The following is an 18,815-nucleotide window of genomic DNA, read 5'->3' as shown; positions in this document are numbered from 1 at the left end:
TTTCAAACTGGCACGGAACTTGCATATAAAACATGAACCGAGCACAAGGAAAGGTGGGCATATATGAAGCTTGACGATCTGATTATGAAAGCCGCCCAGCTGCAGAATAAAACGGCGGCTGTGGCTCATGCAGAAGACGAAGAAGTGCTTCATGCCATCAAGATGGCAATTAAGCGAAAGGTCGCTCGCTTTCTCCTGGTTGGGAACAAACGCAACCTGAAGGAGCTAGTGAAACAGCATGAAATCGATGAGGACTGGATAGATATTATTCATTCAGATTCTCCCGAAGAATCTGCCAAAATAGCCGTGCAGGCAGTGAGCGAGAAGCATGCAGATATTTTGATGAAGGGGCATGTCCCGACAGCCGTTCTTTTAAAAGCGGTACTGAATAAAGAATATGGGCTCAGGACAGCAAGTGTCCTATCACATGTCGCAGCATTCGAAGTACCGGGCTTTGACCGCTTTATTTATGTCACGGATTCTGCGATGAACATCGCGCCCGATTTAAATATGCTGAAAGAGATTACGATCAATTCTGTTCAAGTAGCACAAGCTGTAGGAAACGACATGCCAAAGGTTGCAGTGCTCTCTGCGGTCGAGGTCGTGAATCCGGCAATGGATTCAACTTTAACTGCGGCAAGTCTTGCGCAAATGAATCGGCGGGGGCAAATTTCTGGATGCCTGATTGATGGGCCTCTTGCTTTAGATAATGCCATCTCTCAAACGGCAGCTTCTCATAAAAATATTACGAGTGATGTAGCCGGCCATGCAGATATTTTGCTTGTGCCAACAATTGAGGCAGGAAACATTCTTTATAAATCTCTCATCTACTTTGCACATGCGAAGGTGGGAGCTGTGGTGGCAGGAGCCAAGGCGCCGATTGCTTTAACAAGCCGGTCTGATTCAGCTGAAAGTAAGCTTTATTCAATTGCGCTTGCCATCTGTACATCAAATTAAGCGGAAGTAATAGGAGGAATAACACAATGGAACTTTTTAAATATATGGAACGATACGATTATGAACAGCTTGTATTTTGTCAGGATGAGCAGTCTGGCTTAAAAGCGATTATTGCGATTCATGATACAACACTTGGACCTGCACTAGGCGGAACGAGAATGTGGACGTATGAAAACGAAGAAGCAGCTATTGAGGATGCACTGCGTCTAGCAAGAGGAATGACTTATAAAAACGCGGCAGCAGGACTTAATCTTGGCGGCGGAAAAACAGTGATCATCGGTGACCCGAGAAAAGACAAAAACGAAGAAATGTTCCGTGCCTTTGGACGTTACATTCAAGGGCTGAATGGCCGCTATATTACAGCGGAAGATGTCGGTACAACGGTAGAAGACATGGACCTCATTCATGAAGAAACCGATTTTGTCACAGGGATCTCTCCTGCATTTGGTTCATCCGGAAATCCGTCTCCAGTCACTGCTTACGGTGTATATAAAGGGATGAAAGCCGCTGCCAAAGCTGCTTTCGGTACAGATTCATTAGAAGGAAAAACAATTGCTGTCCAAGGTGTTGGAAATGTGGCCTACAATCTGTGTAAACATCTGCACGAAGAAGGCGCACAGCTTATTGTCACAGATATCAACAAAGAATCTGTCAAGCGAGCTGTTGAAGACTTCGGCGCAAAAGCAGTCGATCCTGACGATATTTATGATCAAGCATGTGATATTTATGCACCGTGCGCACTTGGTGCAACCATTAACGATGTAACCATTCCTAAGTTAAAAGCAAAAGTGATTGCAGGTGCTGCAAATAACCAGCTAAGAGAAACGCATCACGGAGACCTTATCCATGAAATGGGGATTGTATATGCTCCTGACTATGTGATTAATGCAGGCGGTGTGATTAACGTGGCTGATGAGCTTTATGGCTATAATGCAGATCGTGCGATGAAAAAAGTCGAAGGCATTTATCAAAATATTGAACGTGTGATTGAAATTTCAAACCGTGATGCCATTCCAACTTATAAAGCGGCAGACCGATTGGCTGAAGAGCGAATTGAAAGAATGCGCAAATCAAGAAGTCAATTCTTGCAAAATGGTCAACATATTTTAAGTCGTCGCTAATTGGAAGAATGAGTTGAAACGGAGGTTTTGTTTTTGCTGACAAAAGAATGGCGTATTCTCACGATTAATCCTGGCTCTACTTCAACAAAAATTGGTGTGTTTCATAATGAACGTTCTATTTTTGAAACGACACTTAGACATACAGATGAGGAATTAAAGTCGTTTCCTCATATCATTGATCAATTTTCTTTCCGCAAAGAAACCATTTTGAAAACACTGCATGAACAGGGGATGAATATCTCAAAGTTTGATGCAGTTTGCGCGCGCGGCGGTCTCCTTCGTCCGATTGAAGGAGGCACATATGAAGTCAATGAGCAAATGGTGAAAGATCTAAAAGAAGGATATGCCGGCCAGCACGCATCCAATCTCGGCGGAATCATCGCGAGAGAAATTGCACTTGGCCTGAATATCCCAGCTTTTATTGTCGATCCAGTTGTGGTGGATGAACTAAAGCCAATTGCTCGTATTTCAGGGCTGCCAACGATCGAAAGAAAAAGCATCTTTCATGCATTAAATCAAAAAGCGGTCGCAAGAAAAACAGCGGCTTCTTTTGGAAAAAGTTACGAAGATTTAAACATGATTATTACTCATATGGGCGGCGGTATCACCATTGGTGTTCATGAAAAAGGGAAAGTCATCGATGTCAATAACGGTCTGCATGGCGAAGGTCCTTTCAGTCCTGAGCGTGCGGGAACCTTGCCGACAGGTGATCTTGTAAATCTTTGTTTTTCGGGTGAGTATACCCAAGAGGAAATGCTCAAACGCATTATTGGTGAAGGCGGGCTAGCGGGCTATCTTGGCACGACAGACGCTGTAAAAGTGGAACGCATGATTGAAGCAGGTGATGAGCGTGCGGCGCTCATTTATGAAGCAATGTGCTATCAGATTGCCAAGGAAATTGGTGCGGCTAGCACTGTTTTAAAAGGAGCAGTTGACGTCATTGTATTAACAGGCGGACTTGCGTACAGCAAACAAATTACATCAAGTATTCGCGGCTATATTGACTGGATTTCAGATGTTGTCGTGTATCCAGGTGAAAATGAGCTGCAATCGTTAGCGGAAGGTGCGCTTCGTATTTTAAAAGAAGAAGAATCACCGAAAGAATACCCAAATGATCAACAGGAAAAGAAAGGAGTGACAAGTCATGGCAACTGAATATGACCTCGTCATTCTTGGTGGAGGCACAGGCGGCTATGTAGCAGCCATCCGTGCCTCACAGCTTGGATTGAAAACAGCAGTTGTAGAAAAAGAAAAGCTCGGCGGAACATGTCTTCATAAAGGCTGCATTCCGTCTAAAGCGCTGCTCAGAAGTGCAGAAGTATATCAAACCGTCAAACGCGCAGCTGATTTTGGTGTTGAGGCAGGCGGCATTGCCTTGCAATTTGCGAGTGTGCAGAAAAGAAAAACAGAGATTGTCGAAAAACTAGCAGGCGGCGTCAAACACTTAATGAAACAAGGGAAAATTGATGTATATGAAGGAATTGGCCGTATTCTTGGCCCATCTATCTTTTCGCCAATGCCAGGAACGATCTCCGTAGAAATGGCAAATGGAGAGGAAAATGAAATGCTCATTCCAAAGCAGGTCATTATTGCAACAGGATCAAGACCGCGGGTGCTGCCAGGGCTTGAAGCAGATGGAACTCACATCCTCACATCAGATGATGCACTTGAACTGCCAGAGCTTCCGCAGTCGATGCTCATTGTCGGAGGTGGAGTGATCGGAATCGAGTGGGCGTCTATGCTCAATGATTTTGGTGTGAACGTCACTGTGATTGAGTTTGCAGACCGCATTTTGCCAACAGAGGATCATGACATTTCTAAAGAAATGGAAAATCTATTATCTAAAAAAGGCATCACCTTTGTTACAAATGCGAAGGTACTGCCAGAGAGCGTAGAAAAGCAGGAAAATCTCGTGACAATTCAAGCGGAAAAGGATGGAGACATTCAGACGTTTGAAGCGGAAAAACTCCTTCTTTCAGTCGGCAGAGTACCTAATATCGAGGGCATAGGTCTTGAAAACACGGACATCCAAACCGAAAAACAAGGCATTGTCGTGAATGAACATTATCAAACGAAAGAATCGCATATTTACGCAATAGGAGATGTCATTGGCGGGCTTCAGCTGGCACATGTCGCTTCCCACGAAGGTATGATTGCTGTTGAACATATGGCTGGGAAAGATCCAAAGCCGCTCGATGAAACGCTCGTATCTAAATGTGTTTACTCTCACCCAGAAACCGCTAGTGTTGGACTCACTGAACAGGCGGCAAAAGAGCAGGGCTTTGAAGTCAAAATAGGGAAATTCCCATTTATGGCGATTGGAAAAGCGCTTGTGTACGGGGAGTCTGATGGATTCGTCAAAATCATTGCCGATCAAAAGACAGATGATATTTTAGGAATTCATATGATTGGTCCTCATGTAACAGATATGATATCTGAAGCTGGATTAGCCAAAGTACTTGATGCAACCCCATGGGAAGTGGGACAGACGATACACCCGCATCCGACCTTATCAGAGGCGATTGGCGAGGCAGCCCTTGCTGTTGACGGGAAGGCGATCCATTTTTAATCAAGGAGGGAAACATGATGAGTAACATGCGTCATCAGGAATTAGGATTATCAGATGAACAAGCAATTGATATATATAGAACAATGCTTCTAGCAAGAAAAATCGATGAACGGATGTGGCTTTTAAACCGTTCAGGGAAAATTCCATTCGTCATTTCTTGTCAAGGGCAAGAAGCGCAGCAAGTCGGTGCTGCATTTGCCCTTAATAGAGAAGAAGATTACGTCTTACCTTACTATCGTGATATGGGGGTTGTCCTTGCTTTTGGGATGACAGCAAAAGATTTAATGATGTCTGGTTTCGCAAAACAAGACGATCCAAACTCAGGCGGAAGACAAATGCCGGGGCATTTTGGACAAAAAGCAAATCGAATTGTGACCGGATCTTCACCTGTCACAACGCAGGTTCCTCACGCGGTGGGAATTGCCCTTGCTGGACGATTAGAGCAGAAAAACTTTGTCAGCTTTGTCACGTTCGGTGAAGGCTCATCAAACCAAGGAGATTTTCACGAAGGCGCTAACTTCGCTGCTGTGCATAAACTGCCTGTTATTTTCATGTGTGAAAACAATAAGTACGCGATTTCCGTGCCATATGACAAACAAGTGGCTTGTGAACGCATTTCAGATCGTGCGATTGGATATGGGATGCCTGGCGTAACTGTAGATGGAAATGATCCGCTTGAAGTATATGCTGCTGTCAAAGAAGCGAGAGACCGTGCGGCTAGAGGCGAAGGCCCGACATTGATTGAAACAATCTCTTACCGTTTAACTGCGCATTCAAGTGATGACGATGACTCAAGCTATCGAGAAAAAGAAGAAGTGCTCGAAGCAAGAAAGAAAGATCCGCTCATCCAATATGAAACGTATTTAATCGAAGGAAACGTCATGACTTCTGAAATGAAAGAAGAGATGACAAAAGAAATCATGCAAATCGTAAACGAAGCCACTGATGAAGCGGAAAACGCAGCTTATGCTGAGGCAGAAAGCGCACTTCGTTACGTGTATGCGGAGTAAGGGGGAAGAAAAATGCCTGTTATGTCATATATAGACGCCATTACACTGGCGATGAAAGAAGAAATGGAACGAGATCCGAAAGTGTTTGTGCTCGGAGAGGATGTCGGGAAAAAAGGCGGCGTATTTAAAGCGACAGCGGGTCTTTACGAGCAATTTGGAGAAGCGCGCGTCATGGATACACCTCTTGCAGAATCAGCCATTGCTGGTGTAGGTATTGGGGCAGCGATGTATGGAATGCGCCCAATTGCAGAAATGCAATTTGCGGATTTCATTATGCCTGCAATCAACCAAATCATTTCAGAGGCTGCAAAAATTAGATACCGATCAAATAATGATTGGAGCTGTCCAATGGTCATCCGCGCACCATACGGAGGCGGAGTACACGGGGCACTTTATCATTCACAATCGGTCGAAGCGATTTTTGCTAACCAGCCTGGTTTGAAGATTGTGATGCCTTCTACACCTTATGATGTCAAAGGTCTTTTAAAGGCTGCAGTGCGTGATCCAGATCCTGTATTGTTCTTTGAACATAAACGTGCATACCGCCTTATTAAGGGAGAAGTGCCTGAAGAGGATTACACTCTTCCGATTGGAAAAGCAGATGTGAAACGTGAAGGCGATGATATCACGGTCATTACATATGGCCTTTGTGTGCATTTTGCGCTGCAAGCAGCAGACCGCCTTGCAAAAGACGGTATTTCCGCTCATATTCTCGATTTGAGAACAGTGTACCCGCTTGATCAGGAAGCGATTATAGAAGCGGCTTCTAAAACAGGGAAAGTGCTTCTGTTAACGGAAGATACAAAAGAAGGCAGCATCATGAGTGAGGTTGCGGCAATCATTTCGGAGCATTGCTTATTTGATTTAGACGCACCAATCAAACGCCTGGCAGGACCAGATATTCCGGCAATGCCTTATGCGCCGACAATGGAGAAATTCTTCATGGTCAACCCGGATAAGGTAGAAGCTGAAATGAGAGAGCTAGCAGCGTTTTAAGAAAGAGGAGGGTTTCAAAGTGGCAATTGAACAAATGAAAATGCCTCAGCTAGGTGAAAGTGTAACAGAAGGAACTATTAGCAAATGGCTCGTTTCACCTGGCGATCATGTGAATAAATACGATCCGATTGCGGAAGTCATGACGGATAAAGTGAACGCAGAAGTCCCGTCTTCTTTTACAGGAACAATTACAAAACTATCGGCTGAGGAAGGCGAAACGCTGCAAGTAGGAGAAGTGTTCTGTGAAATTGAAGTTGAAGGAAGCGAGCAGCAGAGCGAGAAAGAAGCAGCACCTGAGCAAAGCAAAGCGCCTGAAGCAGATCAAACAAATGAGAATCAAAGTCAAAAGAAACGTTACTCTCCAGCCGTTCTTCGTTTAGCAGATGAGAATGGCATTGATTTAGCAGCTGTTCAAGGTACGGGAGCAGGCGGCCGAATTACTAGAAAAGATTTGCTGCAGCTTATTGAAAACGGCGGCGTCAAAGAGAAGACAGCACCTGTCAATGAACGTGCTGTTCAACCGGAGCCTGCGCAGCCGACTCAAGCAAAAGCGGCTCCTGCCATCCCTTCCATGCCTGGTGATGTTGAGCTGCCAGTCACGCCGATCCGGCAGGCAATTGCGGCCAATATGCTGAGAAGCAAACATGAAATTCCGCATGCATGGACGATGATGGAAGTCGATGTGACAAATCTAGTGACAAGAAGAAATCAGCTGAAGGATCAGTTTAAAGCAAAAGAAGGCTTTAACTTGACGTTCTTTGCGTTCTTTGTCAAAGCAGTGGCTCAGGCCTTAAAGGAATTCCCTGAAATGAACAGTATGTGGGCTGGAGATAAAATTGTGCAGAAGAAAGCGATCAATGTTTCGATTGCTGTCGCTACAGATGACGCGCTTTTTGTTCCAGTCATTAAGGATGCGGATGAAAAGACCATTAAGGGCATCGCCAAAGAAATTCATGAGCTGGCGTCTAAGGTGAGACAAGGAACGCTCAAGCAAAGTGATATGGAAGGCGGTACATTCACTGTCAACAACACGGGATCATTTGGTTCAGTACAATCAATGGGAATCATTAATTATCCGCAAGCGGCGATTTTACAAGTAGAATCGATCGTGAAGCGTCCAATGATAGTAAACGGAATGATTGCGGCAAGAGACATGGTCAATCTTTGTCTTTCATTAGATCACAGAGTACTAGATGGTCTTGTATGCGGCAGATTCCTTCAGCGAATTAAACAAATCCTTGAAGGCATCGACGAGCAGACATCTGTTTATTAAAACAATCATTTTCCCCCTCCCGGCATGAGAGGGGGATTTCCACATCTAGGAGAAAGGAGCGATGATATGTCTGGACTAGATTTTTTTGCTTTTCTAACGATTGGTCTCATGTTTATCACAGCGATTGCCTTCGCTTTTCTGCGGTACATTTCTAAATCACGCAATCATCCTGAACGATTACTGCTTATCATATCGATCGTTTCAATCATTCAAATCGTGTACTGTCTGCTGATTGTCGGTGGCTTCAAAGGAGCAGCCAATAGCTTTTTAGGAATATCACTTCTCGCCGGTACACTTCTCGGATATGCACTTGAATATTTATACAGACGCTATATCAAAAAAAAGCCCGAATCAAAATGATGTCGGGCTTTTTTTATTCTGCTGGAACAATAAAGGTCAAATGCTGTTTTAACACTTCTAAAGATGAGGGAGCCTTCATATAAACCTCACCATCCGTATCAGCATCCATTTCCTCTTTTGTGTGGATACGAATACTGGACGCTTGAATGAGAGACAGATCGCCGGTGAAATCCTCCAGCTCTTCCCGGTTCATTGAGAAAATTTCTTTTAAAGCAGAGAAACTTGTATTTCTGCAAATTAAGATTTCAGCTTTTCCATCATCAATGGATGCATTAGGCAAATCAATTTTATTTGTACCGATAAAATGTCCATTCATGACAAGAACGATGACTGCTTCCTCTTCCCAGCTTTCCTCTTCGGTCTCAATCCGTACGTGAAAAGGATCTGTTTGCTGCAGTGTGCGCAGGGCACTTGTGAAGTAGCTGATTTTACCGAGTACGGCTTTTTCCTTATCGTTAATGTTGTTGGACGTGTCTGCGATCAGCCCAATTCCCCAAAAGTTTAACACGTATCGATCTTCTGCTTTGATTAAGTCGACCTTTTTCTCTTTGCCGTCTACAATCATTTGAGCGGCTTTTTGCATCTGTTGAGGAATACCAAGTGTTCTAGAAAAATCATTGCATGTCCCGCCTGGTAATATCGCTACAGCGGGCCTTTTTTCTAAGCCGCCAATACCGTTCATACATTCATGCACGGTACCATCTCCGCCTAATATGATGAGCAATTCCACCGTCTCATCAATATGACGGCAGAAATTATAAGCATCATTTGGCTGCTTTGTTGGTTTAAGAATGAGTTCATCAATATGTAGAGAAAGAAGAGGCACTGTTTGACCGAGTGTTTTTTCCATGTTTTTTTGTCCAGCATTTCCATTATAAATGAGCATCGCTTTTTTGAATTGTGCCATCACGCAGTTCTCCCTTTCATCTCTTTATCATCACTTTTCCCCAATTTGACAGCTCATAAACGATGTTCGGAAAAAGAGGCGATGGATAAGACAACACATTTGCCCGCAGGCGTTTTCCTTGATATGATGGATTTAAAATGGTTTTGGTACGCAAAAGGAGTGGACGGACATGAATATTGATTTTAATTTATTTATGAATGATATTGTAAAACAAGCGAGAGAAGAAATTAAGCAGGCAGGCTACACTGAGCTCACGTCAGCTGAAGAAGTAGACGAAGCACTGACTAAAAAAGGAACGGCACTTGTCATGGTGAATTCAGTATGCGGCTGTGCAGGCGGTATTGCAAGACCAGCTGCTGGCTATTCTGTTCATTACGATAAGCGTCCAGATCAATTGCTGACAGTGTTTGCTGGGCAAGACAAAGAGGCAACAGCAAGAGCTCGTGAATACTTTGAAGGCTTCCCGCCATCTTCACCATCTTTTGCCTTATTAAAAGATGGAAAAATCATCAAAATGGTCGAGCGTCATGAAATTGAAGGGCACGAGCCAATGGAAGTCGTGTCAAAACTACAAGCTGCTTTTGATGAGCATTGCGAAGAAATCTAACATATGACTTTTGAATGAATAAATATAAAGCAGTCCGGTCTTTAGATCGGTCTGCTTTTTTTTTTATAAGACAATAGAATCAAAATAATTTTAGCAAAATACTATTGCATCTTAAAAAGAAAGTGTTTAAAATACATTATAGTGAATAAATATTCAAATCAATACATGATTTTAAATACTGGGAGGCATCATCATATGAAAAAGTGGTTATTATTACTTATGACAGCTGGTCTTGCAGCTGCACTCGCAGCATGCGGAACTTCTTCTAATAATTCAAACGCATCAGGAGATGACAAAACACTCGTGATGGCGACATCAGCAGATTATCCGCCATTTGAATCAAAAGACGGAGATAAAATTGTCGGTTTTGATGTAGATCTTGCAACAGCACTAGCGAAAAAGAACGGCTACAAGCTAGAAATTCAAGATATGGACTTTGCTAGCCTTGTATCAGCCCTTAAAACAAACAAAGCTGATATTGTCCTTGCAGGAATGACACCTACAGAAAAACGTAAAAAACAAGTTGATTTCTCTGATGTTTATTACAATGCTAAAAACTTGGTTGTATCAAAGAAATCTAGCGGTATTAAAGCAGAGAAAGATTTAAAAGATAAAACAGTCGGCGTTCAATTAGGTTCTATTCAACAAGATGAAGCAAATGGATTGCAAAAGAAATATAACCTTACAGTTGAAGACCGTAATAAAATTTCTGATATCATTCAAGAGATCAAAGCAGGCCGTTTTGATGCAGCAATTATTGAAGATAAAGTAGCTGCTGGTTACTTGAAAAAGGAAAAAGACTTCCAAGCATTTGGATTGAACAGCTCAAACGAAGGTTCAGCCATTGCATTCAAGAAAAATAGCGACTTAACAGCGAAGTTTAATAAATCATTAAAAGAAATGAAAGATAATGGTGAACTTGATAAATTAATTAAAAAATGGTTTGCTGATGAAAAGTAAGTCAGGAAAAGGATCAGCGTCATTCAAGAAAATCAAGTAGAAAAGCGCTGAAAAGTTCAACTCGTGTTGAACTTTTTTCCTGTTTTGTATGAAGGCAAAAAAAAGGAGAATGTCATGTTTGATTTTAAAGATGTAATACCTCAGATGCCCTTTATTTTAGAAGGGCTTAAGGTCACGCTTTCTATTGTAGTGGTATCCCTTTTCCTTGGATTTATCTTAGGAATTTTATTAACGCTTTGTAAAATTAGTGTGTTTAAACCGCTCATTTGGATTGCAGACTTTTATACGTCAATTTTCCGAGGCACACCGCTTGTGCTTCAATTGCTCATTATTTATTTTGGTTTGCCTCAGCTTCTTGGGTTCCAAATCGATCAATACTGGGCTGCTGTAGCGGCATTTTCACTCAACTCGGCGGCATACGTATCTGAAATTATTCGTGCGGGTATTAATGCCATCGATAAAGGTCAAAAAGAAGCAGCCGTTGCTTTAGGCATCCCTTATGCTAAAATGATGAAGGACTTATTGCTTCCGCAGGCGTTTAAAAATATTTCACCTGCACTTGTGAATGAAACGATTACACTGACAAAAGAATCAGCGATTGTAACAGTCATCGGACTGGGTGATGTCATGAGACGAGCCTATCAAGCTGGGGCCGTCACGTATAATTATCTTGAACCGCTTATTTTTGCGGGTCTTATCTATTATGTCATCGTGCTTGTTCTCACCTTTGTCGGCAAATCGGTGGAAAGGAAGTTAAAATCAAATGATTAAAATAGAGAAACTCACAAAATCTTTTGGTAAAAACGAAGTTTTAAAGGGGATCGACACGACCATTAAAGAAGGGGAAGTTGTTGCGGTTATTGGACCATCTGGTTCAGGAAAATCGACCTTCCTCCGCTGCATCAACTTACTTGAAAAGCCGACTTCCGGTGTAATAACAATTAAGGACACCGAAATCACCAATCCAAAAACGAATGCACTAAAAGTGCGTGAGAACATCGGAATGGTATTTCAGCATTTCCATCTGTTCCCGCATAAAACCGTGCTGGAAAATATTACGTATGCGCCAATGAATGTGAAGAATCAATCGAAGGCAGACAGCATCAAGCAAGCTGAAGACCTGCTCAAAAAGGTAGGGCTTCTAGAGAAAAAAGATGATTTCCCGAACCGTTTGTCCGGCGGTCAAAAGCAGCGTGTGGCGATTGCACGTGCGCTTGCAATGACACCAGACATTATGCTGTTTGACGAACCAACGTCTGCCCTAGATCCAGAAATGGTCAAGGAAGTATTAGAGGTCATGAAAGAGCTGGCTCAATCTGGAATGACACTCGTCATCGTCACACATGAAATGGGCTTTGCAAAAGAAGTGGCTGACCGTGTGATCTTTATGGATGACGGGAAAATTGTAGAGGATGCAAACCCTGTACAATTTTTTGAATCACCGTCTTCACAGCGTGCGCAAGACTTCTTACAAAAAATATTATAAAGAAAAAAGGGAAGGAGACTTAACATCTCCTTCTTTTTTTGATTATAATGGGGAAAGTAAAAAAAGTTCATCATTTCACAAAAGTGAATGGAAACAAGACAGAAAAGAGTGAATCACATCATGTTTAAAATCGGCTACCGAACGCTGAAAACAGCATTAGGAACAGCGATCGCTATTTATATTGCACAATTGCTTGGCTTGCAAAATTATTCAGCTGCCGGGATTATTACGATCCTGTGTATTCAGGTCACAAAGAAAAGATCCCTCTTAGCATCGGGAGCCCGCTTTGCAGCATGCAGTCTCGCTATTTTATTTTCTTATTTATTTTTCGATCTGATCGGGTATCATCCTTTTGTGATCGGTTTGATGCTGCTTGTCTTTATTCCAACAACGGTTCTGCTTCGAATTAAAGAAGGAATTGTCACAAGTTCAGTCATCATTCTCCATTTATACATGTCTGGCGGGATTACCCTGCATCTCATTTGGAATGAACTGCTGCTGATTACCATTGGTGTTGGGGTAGCGCTGATTATGAACCTATATATGCCTAGTGTTGATAAAAAGCTCAAACGCTACAGCGAACAAATTGAAGCCAACTTTGCTAAAATTTTTGAGGAAATCGAGCAATACTTAATGACAGGGAAGCAAGACTGGACAGGAAAAGAAATACCAGAGACACATCAATTGATTAAAGAAGCAAAAGCTCTCGCATATCGTGATGTTGAAAACCATGTATTAAGACATGAAAACCTGTATTATCATTATTTCAACATGAGACAAAAGCAATTTGAAATCATTGAGCGTGTGCTGCCCAAAATTACGTCGATTTCCGTCACAACGGAGCATGGACAAATCATTGCAGAATACATTAGAGACTTACGCGAACATATTCACCCAGGGAACACAGCGCATAAGTTTTTAAGACGTCTCATTGATATGAAAGAAGAATTCGACGCACTTCCGCTCCCGCAAACACGAGAAGAATTTGAGGCAAGAGCGGCACTCTTTCATTTCCTCGGTGAAATGGAACAATATTTAGTACTGAAAAGCTATTTTAAAGGGATGAAAGAATAGAGACGCATGAGTTCCTCCTTCATTGGTCAATCTAATGAAAAAGGAGGAGCCTATGCGTCTTTTATTTTATACCGTACTGACCATGTCCCTTTCACCTATCTGGCCGCTTGGGCAAAACCCGCTGCCAGGTGACCCATTTGTCATTATTAATAAACAAACAAATGAACTTGCCTTTATTGATCAAGGGAAAATTCAAAAAGTATATCCTGCCTCTACAGGAAAAACAGCAGATTTAACGCCAGAAGGTGAATTTACCATTATGATCAAAGCGAAAGATCCCTATTACAGAAGAAAAAATATTGAAGGCGGTGCGAAGAATAATCCTCTTGGACGAAGATGGATTGGATTTGATGCACGAGGAACAGATGGCAGAACCTATGGAATTCATGGAACAAGTGATGAAACTTCGATTGGGAAATTTATCACGGCAGGCTGTGTGAGACTTCATAATCAAGATGTAGAGCTGCTGTTTGATCAGCTTCCAATTGGAACAAAGGTATGGATTACAAAATCAAGTGCTTCCTTTGAAACGCTTGCCAAAGACAAACAGGCCATTCGTTGATATCCCGAATCACCTGCTTGTCTGCTTTTATTCAATCCTTATAAAAAGGCTGCTGCTCCTGCTAAAAGTGAAGAAACTAACAGCAGGCTAATCATAAGCAATACCATAAATTTCATGAATTTTTGAGACATATCGCACCCCTATAACCGAAGATTTTTGCGACAAGCGCAGTTGTCTTTATTTTATCTGGTTTTTTCATATGCGACAAGTGATCAGCAAAGGAAGTGAACGGATGACACAAATCGATCATATTGCCATTGCCGTCTTTTCTATTAAAGAAACATCTCAAACGCTTCATCAGCTATTTAATTGGCATTTTTCAGACATACAGGAGATTCCTGAGCAGGAGATTAAAGCGTCCTTCGCTTCACTTGATGATCTGCACATTGAATTAATTGAGCCAATCTCAGCCCGCAGTAAACTACATAATTTCTTAACAAAAAGAGGAGAGGGGCTTCATCATATTGCGCTAAAGTCGGGTGACATTCAGGCTGATCTTAGCCGTCTCGATCACCTTGGCGTGCAGCTTCTCCAAAAAACAGCACAGATGGGCGCCAGCGGAAAGCAAATTGCATTTATTTCACCTAAAGAAACGTCAGGTGTGTTATTTGAATTGTGCGAGTCCTTGAAAGGAGAGAAACATAGTGATGAATGAATCGTTCAATGACTTGTCTGAATGGCGGAAGAAAGCGTTAATGGGTGGCGGCGAAAAACGAGCAGCGGTTCACAAGAACAAAGGAAAGCTGATGGCTCGAGAGCGGCTTCATGAACTTCTTGACGAGGGCAGCTTGATGGAAATTCAGTCATTTGCAACAGGCGATCTGTCAGAGCATGTTGGAGACGGTGTCGTCATTGGAACGGGACTCATTCATGGAAAACCAGTATGTGTTTATGCACAAGATGCAACAGTATATGGGGGCTCATTAGGCGAAATGCATGCGAAGAAAATTGCCGCTTTAATGGATCTGGCCGCTAAAAATCAGATGCCGGTCATCGGTCTAAAAGACTCAGGTGGTGCGAGAATTCAAGAGGGTGTGGTATCATTAGAAGGATACGGACAGATTTTTAAACGGAATGTGCTGTACTCTGGTCGAATCCCGCAAATATCTGTTATTTTAGGTTCATGTGCTGGAGGTGCAGTCTATTCTCCTGCATTGACTGATTTTGTCTTCATGACAGAGCAAACAGCTCATATGTTTTTAACTGGTCCGAAAGTAATAGAAAAAGCAACAGGAGAAACGGTCTGTCCTGACCGTCTTGGCGGTGCAAGTGTTCAGCATCAGACAAGCGGGAATGTGCACTATACTGGGAAAGATGAGAAGGACGTGTTAAAAGCGGTTCGAACTCTTTTAACGTACATACAAACGAAACAACAGGCTGTCACACGCGCTGGGGCACGAAAGCACGATTCCGCCGATCCAGGCAGAATTCTGCCAAAGAATCCATCACGCACCTATGATGTCAAACAAGTGGTGACAGCAATAACCGATCCAGACTCATTCTTTGAAACGCAGCCTTGTTTCTCAAAAAATATTGTCACAGGTTTTGCCAGATTACAAGGAGCCTCCATTGGTGTAGTTGCCAATCAGCCAAAGGTGCTGGCAGGCAGCCTTGATCTTGATGCTGCCGATAAAGCGGCCAGGTTTATTCGATTTTGTGATGCGTTTCATATTCCGATCTTAACCCTTGTGGACGTTCCTGGTTTTTTACCAGGGGAGAAAGCTGAGCATGCAGGAATTATCCGCCACGGTGCAAAGCTTTTATATGCGTATGCTGAAGCAACCGTTCCCAAAATCACTGTGATTTTAAGAAAGGCGTTTGGCGGTGCTTATGTCGCGATGAATAGCAAGGGCTTAGGCGCTGACTTTGTTTATGCATGGCCAGAGGCCGAAATTGATGTCATGGGGAAAACGTTCGCAGACGAAATTGTTCATCCTGCTTCGCGCGAGTCTGAAAACAAACCAAGTGTATGGAAAGCGGCCCAGGCAGGTCTGATAGACGATATTTTTATGCCAGCTGAAACGAGAGAGCGATTGATCCGCTCATTTGATTTGCTTCGCAGTAAGGAAGAAGATAGACCGTTAAAAAAGCATGGCAACATGCCGCTATAAGAGGAGGAGCATCATCATGATCAATGAAAAACGCTTACTAGACGAATTTTTAGAATTAGTTCAGGTTGATTCAGAAACAAAACACGAAGAGAAAATTGTTGAAGTATTAAAAGAAAAATTCTCGCAGCTTGGTCTTAAAGTGGTTGAAGACGATTCAAAAGCGGCAACAGGCCACGGTGCAGGCAACCTTGTCTGCACATTAGAAGGGAACCAAGAGGCAGATACGATTTATTTCACTTCTCATATGGATACAGTGGTACCGGGAAATGGCGTAAAACCAGTCATTGAGGACGGCTATGTGAAAACAGATGGAACAACCATTCTTGGTGCTGACGATAAAACTGGACTTGCTGCTATGTTTGAAGCGATCCGTGTGCTGAAAGAGAAAAATTTACCGCACGGGAAGATTGAATTTGTGATCACAGCAGGCGAGGAATCAGGACTTGTTGGAGCAAAAGCTTTAGACCCAAATTTGATGACAGCGAAATACGGCTATGCCCTTGATTCAGATGGCAAGGTTGGTACGATTATCGTAGCTGCACCAACACAGGCAAAAGTACGCGCAACGATTTACGGAAAAACCGCTCACGCAGGTGTCGCGCCTGAAAAAGGTGTGTCTGCGATTACTATTGCATCTAAAGCAATTGCCAGCATGCCACTTGGCCGAATTGATGAAGAAACTACGGCGAATATCGGCCGTTTTGAAGGCGGAACACAAACGAATATTGTGTGCGATCAAGTCGATATTTTGGCGGAAGCACGCTCTTTAGAGCCAGCAAAAATGGAAGCTCAAGTAGCGAAGATGAAAGAAGCCTTTGAAAAAACCGCTAAAGAAATGGGCGGAAGTGCCGATGTACAAATTGACATCATGTATCCAGGCTTCAAATTCTCACACGGCGATCAAGTCGTAGAAGTGGCGAAAAAAGCGGCAGCAAAAATTGGCCGTCCTTCAGAACTGCAGACGAGCGGCGGAGGCAGTGATGCAAACGTCATTGCAGGCAACGGCGTCCCAACTGTCAACCTAGCTGTTGGATATGAAGATATTCATACGAAAAATGAGAAAATGCCGATTGAAGAATTAGTCAAAACAGCTGAAATGGTTCTCGCCATTATCGAAGAAACGACAAATCCATCGTAAAGGCAGGAGACTCTGTGAGCGCGCAAAAGATTATTATTTTTCAGGTGGGGCAAGAGGAGTTTGGCATCAGTGTAGAGCATATTCGTTCGATTGAAAAGGTCCCTTACTTACAAGAAGTATCGAACCTTCCAAAAGAAATTAAAGGGCTGATGTCATTAAGAGGAGAGGTCATTCCTGTCAGTGACACAGGTGTGATGCTTCACGGAAAGCCTCTTGATGTAAACGAGCAGTCAAAGGTGCTGCTATTTGAAGTAAACGATCAAATGATTGGCTGTCTTGTCTCAGATGCAAAAGATATTATCGATATCGAGCAAAGCGAGATCAAGCCATTTCATATGAACACGAAGGCCTCTGAATATTTCTTCGGCGTTGTTGAGAGAGAAAACAAAATGATTTTACAAGTGGACCCAAATAAGTTCCTTGGGAAAATTGAGGACCTCGATCAATTGCCAGACCGGTTGAAAGAAGAATTGGCATAATGAAAAGCCCCTTATCTTTAGATAAGGGGTTTATTTTTATTCAGCAGCTGGTTTGGCTTGTTCGTTAGCCGCAGCTTTCGTTTTTGATTTTTGGTACATGACATTTAAAATAATCGTTTGAATCGTGAGTAGTAGTCCGCTTGTCATCCAGTATAAAGGAAGAGCAGCGGGTGCATTAATTGAAAGAAACAGCATCATGATTGGGAAAATCATGCCCATTACTTTCGCCTGCTTCAGCGCAGCCTCTGTCTGGGTGCCTGATTGCTTCGCATATTTTTGCGTGACATAAAATTGTAAGAAATACATAGCCCCTGCAAAAATCGCCACCAATAAATCGGTTTGTCCTAAGTTAAACCATAAGAACGTATGAGTTGCGATCTCAGGTGTTGAGCGGATTGCTGAGTAAAAGCCAAGAACAATTGGAATTTGAATCAGCATCGGCAGACAGCCCATGGCAAGCGGATTCACATTGTTCTCTTTATATACTTTCATCATTTCCATTTGCAGTTCTTTTTGTTTTTCAGGTTCTTTCGTTTTCTTCAATTTGTTTTGTATTTGGTCAATCTGAGGCTTCACCAATGCCATTTTTTCCTGCATGACTCTTTGCTTCTTAAATTGATTCGCAAAAAGTGGGAAAATCAGCAGGCGGACAATCAAGGTGACGAACATAATCGATAAACCATAATCATCATGAAAGAAGTTCGCAAGCCAAATGATCAGCTCAGAAAAAGGCTGAACAAAATAATGATGGAAAAACCCATCAGAGCTCGTATTCGTTTGCGCACTCGCTGCAAATGCAGGTGACGCAATCATCATCAAACATAAAGTCGTAAAAACAGTCAATAAACGTTTCAATTCGTTTCCTCCTCATGATTAAAAAAATTTAATAAGCGAGAGGAAGCGAATGGTCTTCATCATCATTAGATGATCTTTTCATTCGAATGACTTTACTAATCCAAGTTGTAATGCGATCATATATGATAAACAGAAAGTCTGTTCGATTCAAGCAAGATGCGTCCAACTCTTCCAAACGATGCCCACCAAGGTGTTCGTTCATACGGCAGTCTTTTAGTAAAAAAGCAATGCCGATGGCCGTCAGCGCTGGAAGAATAATCGTAAAGAATTCAACAAGGAAAAAGACTTCATTGAATGTATCAATAATCATGATTATCACATCCATTTCATTACTCACAGTGTACTATACA

General features: G+C 42.5%; 22 protein-coding genes. 18 read left to right on the top strand and 4 right to left on the bottom strand.

Annotated elements, in window-relative coordinates; translation table 11 throughout:
• Nucleotides 1–63 precede the first annotated feature (63 nt).
• The 8 genes from yqiS (at nt 64) to NST59_RS10985 (ending at nt 8,286) form a co-directional block, all read left to right on the top strand.
• Nucleotides 64–957 (top strand): phosphate butyryltransferase, encoded by an 894-nt coding sequence (gene yqiS, locus NST59_RS11020; RefSeq protein WP_047202267.1) that lies wholly within the window; start codon nt 64–66, stop codon nt 955–957.
• A gap of 26 nt (nt 958–983) precedes the next feature.
• A complete protein-coding gene (gene bcd, locus NST59_RS11015; RefSeq protein ID WP_144516067.1) occupies nt 984–2,078 on the top strand; it encodes a branched-chain amino acid dehydrogenase in 1,095 nt (364 codons plus the stop codon).
• Nucleotides 2,079–2,111: 33 nt separating this feature from the next.
• Entirely contained in the window at nt 2,112–3,233 is a 1,122-nt protein-coding gene (gene buk, locus NST59_RS11010; protein ID WP_395941848.1) for a butyrate kinase, read from the top strand.
• Entirely contained in the window at nt 3,223–4,647 is a 1,425-nt protein-coding gene (lpdA, locus tag NST59_RS11005; RefSeq protein ID WP_144491425.1) for a dihydrolipoyl dehydrogenase, read from the top strand. Before buk ends, lpdA begins: the two co-directional genes overlap by 11 nt.
• Before the next feature lie 17 nt (nt 4,648–4,664).
• Nucleotides 4,665–5,657 (top strand): thiamine pyrophosphate-dependent dehydrogenase E1 component subunit alpha, encoded by a 993-nt coding sequence (locus NST59_RS11000; RefSeq protein WP_039179824.1) that lies wholly within the window; start codon nt 4,665–4,667, stop codon nt 5,655–5,657.
• A 12-nt stretch (nt 5,658–5,669) separates the two neighbouring features.
• A complete protein-coding gene (locus NST59_RS10995) occupies nt 5,670–6,653 on the top strand; it encodes an alpha-ketoacid dehydrogenase subunit beta (protein WP_024422925.1) in 984 nt (327 codons plus the stop codon).
• A 19-nt stretch (nt 6,654–6,672) separates the two neighbouring features.
• Nucleotides 6,673–7,926, top strand: coding sequence for a dihydrolipoamide acetyltransferase family protein (locus NST59_RS10990; protein ID WP_144491426.1), 1,254 nt, complete (start codon nt 6,673–6,675; stop codon nt 7,924–7,926).
• A 66-nt stretch (nt 7,927–7,992) separates the two neighbouring features.
• Nucleotides 7,993–8,286, top strand: coding sequence for a YesK family protein (locus NST59_RS10985; protein WP_039179818.1), 294 nt, complete (start codon nt 7,993–7,995; stop codon nt 8,284–8,286).
• Nucleotides 8,287–8,299: 13 nt separating this feature from the next.
• Here NST59_RS10985 and NST59_RS10980 read toward each other — a convergent pair whose 3' ends face one another.
• Nucleotides 8,300–9,193 carry a YegS/Rv2252/BmrU family lipid kinase gene (locus NST59_RS10980; protein WP_058838015.1) on the bottom strand — a complete coding sequence of 298 codons (894 nt, stop codon included), beginning with the start codon at nt 9,191–9,193 and terminating at the stop codon, nt 8,300–8,302.
• Between the two features lie 169 nt (nt 9,194–9,362).
• On the opposite strand from NST59_RS10980, the gene NST59_RS10975 reads away from it, so the two are divergent.
• The 6 genes from NST59_RS10975 to NST59_RS10950 all read left to right on the top strand — a co-directional run bounded on the left by NST59_RS10975 (nt 9,363) and on the right by NST59_RS10950 (nt 13,882).
• On the top strand, nt 9,363–9,800 hold the full coding sequence (locus NST59_RS10975; protein WP_024428021.1) for a BrxA/BrxB family bacilliredoxin: 438 nt from the start codon (nt 9,363–9,365) through the stop codon (nt 9,798–9,800).
• A gap of 195 nt (nt 9,801–9,995) precedes the next feature.
• On the top strand, nt 9,996–10,760 hold the full coding sequence (locus tag NST59_RS10970; protein ID WP_024422920.1) for a transporter substrate-binding domain-containing protein: 765 nt from the start codon (nt 9,996–9,998) through the stop codon (nt 10,758–10,760).
• Nucleotides 10,761–10,874: 114 nt separating this feature from the next.
• Nucleotides 10,875–11,531, top strand: a complete 657-nt coding sequence (locus NST59_RS10965) for an amino acid ABC transporter permease (protein ID WP_039179807.1) — start codon at nt 10,875–10,877, stop codon at nt 11,529–11,531.
• Entirely contained in the window at nt 11,524–12,246 is a 723-nt protein-coding gene (locus NST59_RS10960; protein WP_144491427.1) for an amino acid ABC transporter ATP-binding protein, read from the top strand. The genes NST59_RS10965 and NST59_RS10960 overlap by 8 nt, the downstream gene beginning before the upstream one ends.
• A 120-nt stretch (nt 12,247–12,366) precedes the next feature.
• Entirely contained in the window at nt 12,367–13,320 is a 954-nt protein-coding gene (locus NST59_RS10955) for an aromatic acid exporter family protein (protein ID WP_024422917.1), read from the top strand.
• Nucleotides 13,321–13,372: 52 nt separating this feature from the next.
• Entirely contained in the window at nt 13,373–13,882 is a 510-nt protein-coding gene (locus NST59_RS10950; RefSeq protein ID WP_041106809.1) for a L,D-transpeptidase, read from the top strand.
• 38 nt (nt 13,883–13,920) lie between these two features.
• On the opposite strand, the gene prli42 is transcribed toward NST59_RS10950, so the two are convergent.
• Entirely contained in the window at nt 13,921–14,013 is a 93-nt protein-coding gene (gene prli42 / locus NST59_RS10945; protein WP_149126490.1) for a stressosome-associated protein Prli42, read from the bottom strand.
• Nucleotides 14,014–14,114: 101 nt separating this feature from the next.
• Between prli42 and mce the strand changes: the two genes are divergently transcribed.
• From mce to NST59_RS10925, 4 genes are read left to right on the top strand one after another with little or no spacing between them, the layout of a single operon-like run.
• Complete coding sequence (gene mce / locus NST59_RS10940; protein WP_144494405.1) at nt 14,115–14,537, top strand: methylmalonyl-CoA epimerase; 423 nt, start codon at nt 14,115–14,117, stop codon at nt 14,535–14,537.
• Nucleotides 14,530–15,993, top strand: coding sequence for an acyl-CoA carboxylase subunit beta (locus NST59_RS10935; protein ID WP_341040594.1), 1,464 nt, complete (start codon nt 14,530–14,532; stop codon nt 15,991–15,993). The genes mce and NST59_RS10935 overlap by 8 nt, the downstream gene beginning before the upstream one ends.
• Nucleotides 15,994–16,009: 16 nt before the next feature.
• Nucleotides 16,010–17,131: a tripeptidase T gene (locus NST59_RS10930; RefSeq protein ID WP_073979640.1), complete on the top strand. Its 1,122-nt coding sequence runs from the start codon at nt 16,010–16,012 to the stop codon at nt 17,129–17,131.
• Between the two features lie 14 nt (nt 17,132–17,145).
• Complete coding sequence (locus tag NST59_RS10925; RefSeq protein WP_039179788.1) at nt 17,146–17,610, top strand: chemotaxis protein CheW; 465 nt, start codon at nt 17,146–17,148, stop codon at nt 17,608–17,610.
• Between the two features lie 36 nt (nt 17,611–17,646).
• Here NST59_RS10925 and NST59_RS10920 read toward each other — a convergent pair whose 3' ends face one another.
• Nucleotides 17,647–18,465: a membrane protein insertase YidC gene (locus tag NST59_RS10920; protein WP_039179784.1), complete on the bottom strand. Its 819-nt coding sequence runs from the start codon at nt 18,463–18,465 to the stop codon at nt 17,647–17,649.
• Between the two features lie 28 nt (nt 18,466–18,493).
• Nucleotides 18,494–18,775, bottom strand: coding sequence for a hypothetical protein (locus NST59_RS10915; RefSeq protein ID WP_058838009.1), 282 nt, complete (start codon nt 18,773–18,775; stop codon nt 18,494–18,496).
• Nucleotides 18,776–18,815 lie beyond the last annotated feature (40 nt).

The sequence above is a fragment of the Bacillus sp. FSL R5-0439 genome (assembly GCF_038008805.1).
Classification (GTDB): Bacteria; Bacillota; Bacilli; order Bacillales; family Bacillaceae; genus Bacillus; species Bacillus safensis.
This window is presented reverse-complemented; position numbering and strand designations above follow the sequence as displayed.